The sequence below is a fragment of the Streptomyces sp. NPDC058092 genome (assembly GCF_042884935.1).
In the GTDB taxonomy this organism is placed as follows: domain Bacteria; phylum Actinomycetota; class Actinomycetes; order Streptomycetales; family Streptomycetaceae; genus Streptomyces.
In genome coordinates this window covers 85,476-96,966 of the sequence record NZ_JBHVSY010000023.1, presented here as the reverse complement: position 1 = coordinate 96,966, position 11,491 = coordinate 85,476, and the positions used below count along the sequence as shown (strand labels likewise).

Below are 11,491 nucleotides of genomic sequence, written 5' to 3'. Positions count from 1 at the left end.
CGAAGCGGCTGCACGGAGCGAGACATGAGACGTAAGATGTCCTATGTCTGACCTCACCTTAAACAGGTGCCCCTGTGACCGGTCAAGGGGCAATCGCACCTCAGGAGGACGTAGTGGCGCGCCCCACCATGGCTCAGGACATAGAGCGCCGGCTCAAGGAACTGATCCTGGAACGCGGACTCGCCCCCGGCGACGCGCTGCCCACCGAGACGGAACTGATGGAGCTCTTCGGCGTCGGCCGGGTGTCGGTGCGCGAGGCCCTCAAGGCGCTCCAGGCCGTCAACGTCGTGGAGATCCGCCGCGGCTTCGGCACCTTCGTCGGGTCGCTCTCCCTGTCGCCCTTCGCCGAGGGGCTCGCCTTCCGGGCCGCCGTCCGTCACCGGCAGGGCGAGCCGGGTCTCTTCGAGCTGATGAAGGTGCGGGAGGCGTTGGAGACGGGCCTGGTCGGCGCCGTCACGGCCGGTATCCCCGACGAGGATCTCGACGTGCTGCGCGGCCTCGTGGCGACGATGGAGGCGGAGGCGCGCCGCGACGGCCGGGTGGCGCGCGGCACCGACCGCGCCTTCCACCTCGCGCTCTACGCCTCACTCGACAACCACCTGCTCAGTGAGGTGCTGGACGCCTTCTGGGCGGCCATGGACCGGGTGCGCGAGGACCTCGACGACGGTCATCAGGACCCGGTGACCACCTGCGCCCAGCACCGCGAGATCGTCGCTGCGGTCGCGGCGGCCGACGGCGAACGCGCGGTACGCGCCATGCGCACCCACTTCGACGGCATCCGCACCCGTCTCGAACCGCCACCGGCCTCGTGACCGGGGTCGGCCCCGGCCACCGGCTGCGCCACCGCCCCGAACAGCTCTCCGGCGGCGAACGCCGGCGCGTCGCCCTCGCCCGTGCCCTCTTCCTCACCCCGAAACTTCTCCTGGTCGACGAACCGACCGCGGCCGTCGACCGCTCACAGGCGGCCGAGCCGGCCGGACTCCTCGCCGAACGCACCCGCCAGGATCAGTGCGTCACCGTCGTGGCCACGCACGACCCGGCCGTGGCGGAGGCCGCCGACCGGGTCGTGGACATGGCCACGCTGACCGCCGCGGCCTCGCCCGCGCTGCCCGGCCGCTGAACCCGCCCGGTGACGGGGCCCGTCACCGCTGCTGGACGCTGCCGTACAAGTAGCTGCTCGCGCCGTTCAACGCGGCACGGCTCCACGCGTCCACGTCGGCGGGCCCCATCGCCGCCCAGTCCGGCGTGTGCTCCACCAGTTCACGCCCCAGCCTGCGGCCCAGCTGGACCAGGCGCACCCCCTCGGCGGTGCGCTCGTCCGCGTACCGGTGCAACGCCTCGGCCGCAGAGGAGGAACCACGCAGCGCCCGCTCCAGACACCACGCGTCCTGGAGCGCCTTGACCGCGCCGCTGGCGGTGTGCGGCCTGGTGACGCTCGCCGCGTCGCCCGCCAGCAGGAACGGCGCCTGAGCGGCCCGGGGCACGACGAAGTCGGCGACCGGATGGAGCGCCTGGGCGGCGTGCTCGCCCCGGGCGACGATGTCGGCCCACTCCGCCGGGAAGTGCTCCTCGGCGATGCTCCGTACATACGCGGGGGAGACCGGGGCCTGCGCATCCGTCGCCGCCGGGGGAAACCCGTAGATGGCGTAGGCCAGCAGACGCGACCCCGGCGCGGCCCCCGGAATCAGGTAGAAGACACCGTGCCCGCGCGGAAACCCCAGCGTGATCCAGGCGGTCTCCAGCAGGTGGAGCTGTTTCGGATGGTCGCGCAGCGCGGTCAGCGCAATCGTGCCCCGCCACACCAGGTATCCGGCGGGAGCCGGCCGTACCTCCGGTGCGATCAGCTCGCGGGTGACGGAACGGTGCCCATCGGCCCCGACGACGATGTCGTACTCCCGCTCCCCGTCCGCGGTACGGATCAGAGCGCGGCCGGCCGAGGTCCGGTCGACGGAGCTGACGGGCAGCCCCCGGTGGTACGCGCTCTCCCCGATATTCGAACGCAACGCCCGCCACAACAGGCCCCAGTTGCACGGCGTCACCGGACTCGTCCACCGCGCCAGTTCCCGCGCCGACCGCTGCCCCGGGGCCCGGGCGAGCCAGACACGGGTGGCGACGGGCGTCGTCGGCATGTCCGCGCCCAGATACCCGCCCGCGACCAGCTCCCGATGCAGGTCCGGCGGGATGACGATGCCGAACCCCCGGTCCTGCAACTCGCCGTCGCTGCGCTCGTGGACGGTGACATCCGCCCCGGCGCGTGCCCCCGCGATCGCCATGGCACAGCCGGCGACACTGCCGCCGACCACCCCGATGCGCAAGCCTGTCACTGCCACCGCGCTACCACCTGTTCTGACGCTCCGGGAGGTACTGAACGCCCACATCGTCGCACCCGGTTCGGTGCGGGACGGGGACGCGCGGCACCTCCCGGAGGTCCGGGACGGCTACGGAGTCACGGCGGCGTCACCGTCACGGAGTCACGGTCACCGTCGTGCTGCCGGAGGCCTGCTTGCCACTGGCCCGGTAGGTGGCGGTGAGCTCGGCGCTGCCCGTGGCGCCGGACGCCACGGTGACCGGGACCTTGATGTCGGCGCCCTGGCCCGGGTTGAGCGCCGGGATGCCGACCTGGCGCCTCCGGTCAGGAGTGACCGGCCCGCCCCGACGGCGGGCCGGCGAACAGGGAACGCACCCAGGCCAGTTGCTCCCGCTGCTGATACGCCGCGCCGCCCTCGTGCCCGTTGAACTCGTAGACCCGTACGTCCTTGGGGCCCGCGTAGTGGTTGTAGGCGGTGAAGCAGGTGGAGGGCGGGCAGATCTCGTCCATCATCGCGATCGAGAAAAGCGCGGGAGCGGTGGCGCGGGTGGCGAGCAGTGCGGCGTCGAAGTGCGACAGGGTGGTGAACACCGTCTCGGTGCGGTCGCGGTGGAGCTTCAGATATTCGGCGATCTCGGTGTACGGCGGCCGGCCCGAAATCTCCGCGGCACGCCGGAAGTTGCAGAGGAACGGCACATCCGGCATCACCCCGGCCAGCCCCGGCACGAGCCCCGACACCGCCAGGGCGACGCCGCCGCCCTGGCTGACCCCGGTGACGACGATCCGGCCGGGGTCGACCTCGGGATGGGCGCGCATGGCCTCGACGCAGCGCACCGCGTCGGTGAACACCCTTCGGTAGTAGTACGTTTCGGGGCTCTCGATGCCACGGGTGAGGAAGCCGGGTACGGTGCCTGCCGCGCCGGCGTCCGTATCGGCGGTGGAGCCCTCCGCGGCCGACCAGCCCTGACCGCGGGTGTCCATGATCAGGTGCGCGTGACCGGCGGACGCCCAGAGCAGGTTCTCGTGGGCGAGGCCGCGTCCGCGCCCGTACCCCAGGAACTCGACGATGCAGCCGAGCGGTTCGGTGGCCCCGGCCGGCAGGTGCAGCCGACCGTGGACCGGCCGTCCGGCGAAGCCGGGCACGGTCACGTCGTACGTACGGATCTGGGCGAGCCCGGTGTCGACGGGTGTGAACACCGGCTTCTCCGCCCGACCGCGCCCGTCGGCGGCGGGCGCCGCGCCCAGGGTGCTCGACCAGAAGGCATCGAAATCGACTGGAACGGGCAATTCGGGCCGGTAGTCGCGACAGTCGGCGAGCGAGAGGTCCGTCAACGGCATGAAGGTGCCCTTCTGGATGGAACCGCGGTGCTGGGATGCTGAACGCTGAACGGCCAGACAGAAGACGTCAGATGTCCTGTCGGCACACGGACCCTAGGCAGCGCTCACGGCGGCCGTCAAGGGTCCCGCCCGGCCCGGCCCTCGGCGGGGCGCGGCTTCATCCCTCCGGGAGGGGTGGCGGGCTGGTCAGCCCGCCGCGTTGTCGCGGGCCCGGGCCTCGGAGATCCGGCGCCTGACCGGGGCGTAGTGGTCGGCGAGTGCCTTCATGAATCCGGCGATGTCGCCGGCCCGTGCGGCGTCCACGATGTTCTGGTGTGCCGCGATCGTGGCCATCTCGTCGGCGTGGGTGAATCCGTCGAGGTGCGGCGCGACGATCGTGTACACGTCCCAGAACGCCATCGAGAGCTGGCCGATCAGGTCGTTGCCGAGCGGGGTCACCAGCAGCGCGTGGAACGCCCGGTCGGCCGCCACGAAGCCGTGTCCGTCCTGCGCGCCGGTCTCGCGCATGGTGGCGACCAGTCCGTCCAGCGCGTCGAGCTGCTCCGGGCTGAGCATCGAGACGATCCGGTCGGCCATGCCGCGCTCGAAGAGTTCGCGTACGTCGACGAGGTCGGCCATCACCTGGAAGTCGTCGTCGGGGGAGAGCAGGCCGCGGAAGGTCAGGCTCTCCACCAGGGCGGACAGGCTCAGCCTGCCCACGTAGGTGCCGTGTCCGTGCCGCACCTCCACGATGTCCAGCGCGTTGAGGATCTTGACCGCCTCGCGGACGCTGGAACGGCTGGCGCCCAGCGCCTCGCACAGGGCCGGCTCGGTGGGCAGCGGATCTCCGGGGCGCAGCCGCTTCTCCAGGATGTAGCGCTTGATGCCGTCGACGACTTCCTGCCGGAGCAGCTGCCGTCCTGGCCTCGTACCGGACATATGTGAACTCCCCACCTCTTGACCCCTCTCGATTGTCAAGCTACGTTCCCACGCTATCAAGGCATCAGACATCTGACGTCTGATGCTCCAGGCTTCTTGGCCTTCGCGATCCCGCGTTCCGACGCCTGTTCCCGCCCCACGTTTCACCTTCGACGTCCCTGGAGGACCCGTGCCCGAGCTGAGACCAGCCGGTGTCGAGCGCCGCACCTTCCTGCGTTACACCAGCGCTGTCGGTGCGGCAGCCGCCATCACGGCGAGCCTTGCCGCCTGTGGCGGACCGTCATCGACCGCCGACGGCACGGCGGCCAAGGGCAGTGGCAACGGCCTCATCGAGGCCGGCCTCTCGTACCCCCTGTCGACCGGCTTCGACCCCATGATCACCTCGGGCGCGACTCCGTACGCCGCCAATATGCACATCTTCGAGGGTCTCGTGGATCTCGATCCGGCAACACTCGTGGCCCGCCCCGCGCTCGCCACCGAGATGCCGAAGAAGATCAACGCCACCACCTACCGGGCCACCCTCCGCAAGGGCGCGACCTTCCACGACGGATCGGCCGTCACCGCCGACGACGTGGTGTTCAGCTTCGAACGCATCCTGGACCCGAAGAACGCCTCCCTCATGGCGCAGTTCGTGCCCTTCATCGACACGGTGAAGGCCATCGACGCGGGCACGGTCGAGTTCAAGCTGAAGTACCCCTTCGCACTCTTCCCGTCCCGCATAGCCGTGGCCCGGATCGTCCCGAAGAAGATCGTCGAGCCGGACCCGAAGGCCTTCGACGCCGAGCCCGTCGGCTCCGGACCGTACAAGTTCGTCGAAGCGACCCGCGAGGACAAGATCGTCTTCGAGGCGTACGACAAGTACAACGGCGCGCACCCGGCCAAGGCCAAGAAGATGATCTGGCGCCTGATGTCCGACCAGTCGGCGCGCGTCAGCGCCATGGAGTCGGGCCGGGTCCAGGCCATCGAGGACGTCCCCTACATCGACGTCAAGCGCCTCTCCGGCTCCTCGAAGACCGAGTCCGTCCAGTCCTTCGGTCTGCTCTTCCTGATGTTCAACACCGCCGACAAGCGGTTCGCCGACAAGCGCGTGCGCCAGGCCCTGCACTACGCCCTGGACACCGAGAAGATCATCTCCACCGCGATGGTCGGCAACGCCGCACCGGCCACCGGGTACGTCCCCGCCACCCACCCCGACTACCACAAGGCCGCCACGGTCTACACCCACGACGTGGCCAAGGCGAAGCAGCTGCTCGCCGAGGCCGGCGCGAAGAACCTCTCCTTCACCGTCCTCACCACCGACACCGGCTGGGTCAAGGACATCGCCCCGCTGCTGAAGGAGAGCTGGGAGGCGGCCGGCGTCAAGGTCACCCTCGACATCGCCCAGTCCCCGGCCCAGTACGCCAAGATCGACAAGGGTGCCTTCGACGTGCTGGTCGCCCCCGGCGACCCGTCCGTCTTCGGCAACGACGCCGACCTCCTGCTGCGCTGGTTCTACTACGGCTTCTGGCCCGAGAGCCGCTACGGCTGGGGCAAGTCCGCCGCGTACAAGAAGGTCAAGCAGACCCTCGACAAGGCGGCCCGGGCCACCGACGAGGCGAAGCGCAAGGAGCTGTGGGGCGAGGTCACCGACCTCGTCGCCGACGAGGCCGCGCTCTACCCGATCCTGCACCGCAAACTGCCTACGGCCTGGAACGACAAGGCCCTGCCCGGCTTCAAGCCGCTGCCCACCACGGGCCTGTCCTTCCTGGACGTCAGCCGCGCCTGACCGGCACCCGGCGCCCGATCGCCCGGTCCGGTACACCTGCTCGACCCAGGTGTCCCGGACCTGGGGCCTCTCGTTCGGATCAGGCCGGGCTCGCGGGGCCTGGTGCCGCGCCTCGCCGCGTTGTCGTCGGCCTTCCTCAGCTCTCGGCTCCGCACGGCACCACGGTGACATCAGCCGCTCCGCGGAGGGCCGCTCCCTGATCCGGCCTGATCCAAACGAAAGACCCCAGACCGCCCAACCACAAGGAACCCGACGATGGTTGCTTTTCTCCGGCTCGCGCTGCGCCGCGTCGCGATGATGCCGGTGATGATCCTCGGTATCGCGCTGCTCGTCTTCGTGGTGCTGCAGTTCTCGCCGGTCGACCCGGCCTTCAACGCGCTCGGGGAGAGCGCCACCCCCGAGGCCCGTGCGGCCTTCGCCGAGGCCAGCGGCCTCAACGACCCGCTCCCGGTCCGGTACTTCCACTTCCTGGGCCAACTGCTCCACTTCGACCTCGGGATGACCGTCCCGCCGAGCCAGCCCGTACTGGACCGGATCACGGCCGCCTTTCCGCTCACCCTCCAGCTGACCTTCCTCGGGCTGATCCTCGCGGTGATCCTGGCCGTCCTGTTCGGTGTGGTCGGCGCGATGTACCGGGACCGCTGGCCCGACCAGCTGTTCCGGGTCCTGTCCATGGCCGGCGTCGCCATCCCGTCCTTCTGGCTCGGCGTGCTGCTCATCCAGCAGTTCGCGCTGAACACCCGGATCTTCCCGACCGGTGGCTACACCAACCCGGCCGACTCCCTCAGTGGCTGGCTCACCACCATGGCGCTGCCCGCCATCTCGCTGGCGCTCCCGGTCTCGGCCTCCCTCGCCCGTCTCGTACGGACCTCGATGGTCGCCGAACTCGACCGCGACTACGTCCGCACCGCCCGCGGCAACGGCCTCCCGCCGCTGCTGGTGATCCGCTCGGTACTGCGCAACGCGCTCGTCACTCCGCTGACCGTGCTCGGCATCAAGGTCGGCTACATGCTCAGCGGCGCCGTCGTCATCGAAGCGATCTTCGACCTGCCCGGCATGGGCAAGCTCATCCTCGAAGGTGTCACCGGCGGCGATGTCGCCCTGGTCCAGGGCACCGTACTGACCATCGCCATCGCGTTCCTGGTGGTCAACGTCATCGTCGACCTGCTCTACCTGCTGGTCAACCCGCGCATCAGGACGGTGTGACATGTTCGCCACCGGCCGTCTGGCCAACAAGCTGTCCCGACCCGGCATCGCGTTCCGCGCCCTCCCGGTCACCTCCCGCATCGCCCTCGGCGTGCTGATCGTCGTCGTCCTCGGCGCCGTACTCGCCCCGCTGTTCACCCAGGACCCGCTGACCACCGGCACCCCGGTCCAGGCCCCCAGCGGCGCCCACTGGTTCGGCACCGACCGGGCCGGCCGCGACGTCTTCGCCCGGGTCGTGCACGGCTCGCGGTACTCGCTGATCATCGGTCTCGGCGCGACCGCCCTGGCACTGGTCGCCGGCGCACTGCTCGGCTCCATCGCCGCCACCTCGCGCAAGCTCGGCGACGAGTCCGTGATGCGCACCCTGGACGTCGTGATGTCCTTCCCGCCGATCGCGCTGGCCGCCGTCCTCGTCGCGGTCTTCGGCACCAGCATTCCGGTGATCATCTTCACCATCGCCTTCGTCTACACCCCCTCGCTGGCCCGCGTGGTCCGCGCCAATGTGCTGTCCCAGTACGGCGAGGACTACGTCGCCGCCGAGAAGGTCATCGGCGCCCGCCGCGGATACATCGTGCTCCGCCACGTCGCCGTCAACTGCATGGCCCCGGTCATGGTGTTCGCCACCGTCATGGTCGCCGAGGCGATCATCTTCGAGGCCAGCCTCTCGTTCATCGGCGCCGGAGTGCAGGACCCCGACCCCAGCTGGGGCAGCGTCCTCGCCTACGGCCGGCAGATCCTCCTTGCCGGCGGCTGGTGGGCGACGTTCTTCCCCGGCCTCGCGCTGCTGATCACCGTCCTCGCGCTCAACATCCTCTCCGAGGGGCTCACGGACGCCTCCGCGGCCCCGAAGAGCGCCCGCCCCGCCGTCGACCCCGCCACGGCCACCGCACCCGACCCGGTCGAGGCCACCTCCACCGTGGACATCGACGCCGCCCTCGCCAAGCTCGCGGACCGCGTCAACGCCACCGAACCGTTCATCAAGCCGGTACGGGAGGACGCCGCCGAACTGCTCGTCGTACGGGACCTGGCGATCCGCTTCCCCGACCGTTACGCCGAGATCCCCGTCGTCGACGCGCTGAACTTCACCGTCCACGAGGGCGAAACACTCGGCCTGGTCGGTGAGTCCGGCTGCGGCAAGTCCATCACCAGCCTCGCCGTCATGGGCCTGCTCGCCCGCAACGCCGAAGTCAGCGGCGAGATCCTGTACCGCGGCCGGGACCTGCTGAAGCTCCCGCCGAAGGAACGCCGCGCCCTGATGGGCCCGGAGATCGCGATGGTCTACCAGGACGCGCTCTCCTCCCTCAACCCGTCCGTCCTCGTCGGCACCCAGCTGAAGCAGCTCACCTCGCGCGGAGGTACGAAGACCCCCGCCGAACTCCTCGATCTCGTCGGCCTCGCACCCGAACGCACCCTGCGCAGCTACCCCCACGAGCTCTCCGGCGGCCAGCGCCAGCGCGTCCTGATCGCCATGGCGCTCTCCCGCAGCCCCCGCCTGCTCATCGCCGACGAACCGACCACCGCCCTCGACGTCACCGTCCAGGCCCAGGTCGTCGAACTCCTCGTCCAGCTGCGCGACGAACTCGGCTTCGCGATGGTCCTCGTCTCGCACGACCTCGCGCTCGTCGGCGACCTCTCGCACCGTGTCGCCGTGATGTACGCGGGCCGCCTCGCGGAGATCGGCGCCACCCGCTCCGTACTCACCGCCCCCACCCACCGCTACAGCCGCGGCCTGCTCGGCTCCGTCGTCTCCCTGGAAGCGGGCGCCGACCGGCTGCACCAGATCCGCGGCATCGTCCCCGCACCCCAGGGCTTCGGCACCGGCTGCCGGTTCGCCTCACGCTGCACCACCGCCACCGAACTGTGCCGCACGACCGCACCCGAACTCACCGCACGCGGCGCCGCGAACGACCACGGCTTCGCCTGCCACCACCCGGCGAAGGCCGCCCAGCTGGAAGGGAGCGCCCTGTGATCAGGCTCGACGGCGTCCACGTACGCCACAAGGCACGCAGCGGCGGAGTCTTCCGCCGGGACGCCGTGCACGCCCTCACCGACGCCACCCTGGCGATCGAACGGGGCGAGATCGTCGGCCTGGTCGGCGAGTCCGGCTGCGGCAAGTCCACCCTCGCCCGGGTACTGACCGGCCTGCAGAAGCCCACCGAGGGCGAGGTCCGCTTTCACGGCCGCGACCTGTGGAAGATGTCCGCGGCGCAGCGCCGCGACGATTTCGGCTCCACCGTCGGCGTCGTCTTCCAGGACCCCTCCACCGCTCTCAACCCCCGGCTCACGGTCCGCCACATCCTCCGTGACCCGCTCGATGTGCACAGGCGGGGCACCCGGGAAGAGCGCGAGGCACGCGTCGAGGAACTCCTCGACCTGGTCGGCCTGCCCGGCCACACCCTCGCCGCACTTCCCGGACAGCTCTCCGGCGGCCAGCGCCAGCGCGTCGCCATCGCCCGCGCCCTGGCCCTCGAACCGGAACTGATCGTCGCCGACGAACCGACCTCCGCCCTCGACGTCTCCGTCCGCGCCCAGGTCCTCAACCTCCTGGTCGACCTGCGCGAACGTCTGGGTCTCGGCATGGTGTTCATCTCGCACGACATCCAGACCGTGCGCTACCTCGCCGACCGCATCGCCGTCCTCTACCTCGGCCGGATCGTCGAGGAGGGGCGCGCGTCCGATGTCGCGGATGCCCCCGCGCACCCGTACACCGAGGCGCTGCTCTCGGCGACCCCCAGCCTGCTGGAGACCACTGAACGGATCGTGCTCACCGGCCCGGTCCCCTCGGCCACCAACCCGCCGTCCGGCTGCCCCTTCCGCACCCGCTGCTGGAAGGCGGACGACGCCTGCGCCACGGTCTTTCCCGCGGAGAGCGCCGGACCGGGGGAACATCGCTGGCACTGCGTCCACCCCCAGAGCCCCGCCACCCCCGGCGGGGACCAGTCCGCCGTACCGGCCGCAAGGAGCACCACATGACCGCCCGAACACCCCGTTACTCCGGAGTGATCCCGCCCGTAGTCACCCCGCTCACCGCGGACGGCGAGATCGACCGGCCCTCCCTGGAGAGGGTCGTGGGGCATCTGCTCGACGGCGGTGTCGGCGGCCTGTTCGCCCTCGGCAGCTCCGGCGAGACCGCCTATCTGACGCCCCGCCGGCAGGACGAGGTCATCAAGGTCGTCACGGCCGCCTCGGCCGGCCAGGTCCCGGTCCTCGTCGGAGCGATCGAGACCACCACCGACCGTGCGATCGAACGGGCCCGCGCCGCCCAAGGGCTCGGCGCCGACGCAGTCGTCGTCACCGCCCCGTTCTACACACGCACGCACGACACCGAGATCGACCGCCACTTCCGGGACGTCGCCGCCGCCGTCGACGTGCCGCTCCTCGCGTACGACGTGCCGGTCTGCGTCCACAGCAAACTCGACCCGGAACTGTTGCTGCCGCTCGCCGCGGACGGTGTGCTGGCCGGGGTGAAGGACTCCAGCGGCGACGACGGCTCGTTCCGCCGTCTGGCCATCGGCGCCCGAGAGCTGCCGGAGTTCTCCGTGCTCACGGGGCACGAACTGGTCGTGGACGCGATGATGCTCGGCGGCGCGGACGGTTCCGTCCCCGGGCTCGGCAATGTGGACCCGCACGGATACGTACGCCTTCACGAGGCCGCGGTACGTGGCGACTGGGCCACCGCACGCGCCGAACAGGACCGCCTCGTCGCACTGTTCGACATCGTTCGCGCGGCCCGCCCCGGCACGGCTTCCGCCACCGCCGCCGGTCTCGGCGCGTTCAAGTCGGCCCTCATGCTGCGCGGGATCATCGCCACCAACATGGTGAGCCCGCCGATGCGCCGGCTGGACGCGGCGGAGACCGCCACGATCGCGGACTGCCTGGACCGCGCGGGGCTCTCCCGGGTCTGACGGGTTGCGAAGAACACACTGAGTTGCGAAGAACACACTGAGGTGTGTGGG

The 11,491-nt window shown here is 70.7% G+C and carries 9 protein-coding genes and 2 pseudogenes; 7 read left to right on the top strand and 4 right to left on the bottom strand.

Going from position 1 to position 11,491, the window contains the following annotated elements; all coding sequences use genetic code 11:
- Positions 1-113: 113 nt before the first annotated feature.
- Together ACFVV1_RS30855 and ACFVV1_RS30850 are read left to right on the top strand one after the other, a co-directional pair.
- The gene (locus tag ACFVV1_RS30855; protein ID WP_389995924.1) at positions 114-812 is read left to right on the top strand and encodes a FadR/GntR family transcriptional regulator; all 699 of its coding nucleotides are present in this window, start codon (positions 114-116) and stop codon (positions 810-812) included.
- A pseudogene (locus ACFVV1_RS30850) lies at positions 812-1,120 on the top strand (ATP-binding cassette domain-containing protein); the annotation flags it as partial. The gene ACFVV1_RS30855 and the pseudogene ACFVV1_RS30850, both read left to right, overlap by 1 nt.
- A gap of 22 nt (positions 1,121-1,142) precedes the next feature.
- Here the strand turns inward: ACFVV1_RS30850 and ACFVV1_RS30845 are convergent.
- The 4 genes and pseudogenes from ACFVV1_RS30845 to ACFVV1_RS30830 all read right to left on the bottom strand — a co-directional run bounded on the left by ACFVV1_RS30845 (position 1,143) and on the right by ACFVV1_RS30830 (position 4,564).
- A complete protein-coding gene (locus ACFVV1_RS30845) occupies positions 1,143-2,330 on the bottom strand; it encodes an FAD-dependent monooxygenase (protein ID WP_389995922.1) in 1,188 nt (395 codons plus the stop codon).
- A gap of 133 nt (positions 2,331-2,463) precedes the next feature.
- Positions 2,464-2,625: pseudogene (locus tag ACFVV1_RS30840) on the bottom strand (exo-alpha-sialidase); the annotation flags it as partial.
- 7 nt (positions 2,626-2,632) lie between these two features.
- Entirely contained in the window at positions 2,633-3,646 is a 1,014-nt protein-coding gene (locus ACFVV1_RS30835; protein WP_389995920.1) for an acetylxylan esterase, read from the bottom strand.
- A 186-nt stretch (positions 3,647-3,832) separates the two neighbouring features.
- Entirely contained in the window at positions 3,833-4,564 is a 732-nt protein-coding gene (locus ACFVV1_RS30830; RefSeq protein ID WP_389995918.1) for a FadR/GntR family transcriptional regulator, read from the bottom strand.
- 169 nt (positions 4,565-4,733) lie between these two features.
- Between ACFVV1_RS30830 and ACFVV1_RS30825 the strand changes: the two genes are divergently transcribed.
- The 5 genes from ACFVV1_RS30825 to ACFVV1_RS30805 all read left to right on the top strand — a co-directional run bounded on the left by ACFVV1_RS30825 (position 4,734) and on the right by ACFVV1_RS30805 (position 11,440).
- Entirely contained in the window at positions 4,734-6,329 is a 1,596-nt protein-coding gene (locus ACFVV1_RS30825; protein WP_389995916.1) for an ABC transporter substrate-binding protein, read from the top strand.
- 255 nt (positions 6,330-6,584) lie between these two features.
- Positions 6,585-7,535: an ABC transporter permease gene (locus ACFVV1_RS30820; RefSeq protein ID WP_389995913.1), complete on the top strand. Its 951-nt coding sequence runs from the start codon at positions 6,585-6,587 to the stop codon at positions 7,533-7,535.
- A gap of 1 nt (position 7,536) precedes the next feature.
- On the top strand, positions 7,537-9,504 hold the full coding sequence (locus ACFVV1_RS30815; RefSeq protein ID WP_389995911.1) for a dipeptide/oligopeptide/nickel ABC transporter permease/ATP-binding protein: 1,968 nt from the start codon (positions 7,537-7,539) through the stop codon (positions 9,502-9,504).
- Positions 9,501-10,508 carry an oligopeptide/dipeptide ABC transporter ATP-binding protein gene (locus ACFVV1_RS30810; RefSeq protein ID WP_389995908.1) on the top strand — a complete coding sequence of 336 codons (1,008 nt, stop codon included), beginning with the start codon at positions 9,501-9,503 and terminating at the stop codon, positions 10,506-10,508. The genes ACFVV1_RS30815 and ACFVV1_RS30810 overlap by 4 nt, the downstream gene beginning before the upstream one ends.
- Positions 10,505-11,440 (top strand): dihydrodipicolinate synthase family protein, encoded by a 936-nt coding sequence (locus ACFVV1_RS30805; protein WP_389995905.1) that lies wholly within the window; start codon positions 10,505-10,507, stop codon positions 11,438-11,440. The genes ACFVV1_RS30810 and ACFVV1_RS30805 overlap by 4 nt, the downstream gene beginning before the upstream one ends.
- The last annotated feature ends 51 nt before the right edge of the window (positions 11,441-11,491 follow it).

Excerpts from the sequence above, each read along its gene's own strand:
- ACFVV1_RS30835 (WP_389995920.1), bottom strand. The coding sequence starts at position 3,646 with ATGCCGTTGACGGACCTCTCGCTCGCCGACTGTCGCGACTACCGGCCC.
- ACFVV1_RS30830 (WP_389995918.1), bottom strand. The coding sequence starts at position 4,564 with ATGTCCGGTACGAGGCCAGGACGGCAGCTGCTCCGGCAGGAAGTCGTC.
- ACFVV1_RS30820 (WP_389995913.1), top strand. The coding sequence starts at position 6,585 with ATGGTTGCTTTTCTCCGGCTCGCGCTGCGCCGCGTCGCGATGATGCCG.
- ACFVV1_RS30815 (WP_389995911.1), top strand. The coding sequence starts at position 7,537 with ATGTTCGCCACCGGCCGTCTGGCCAACAAGCTGTCCCGACCCGGCATC.
- ACFVV1_RS30805 (WP_389995905.1), top strand. The coding sequence starts at position 10,505 with ATGACCGCCCGAACACCCCGTTACTCCGGAGTGATCCCGCCCGTAGTC.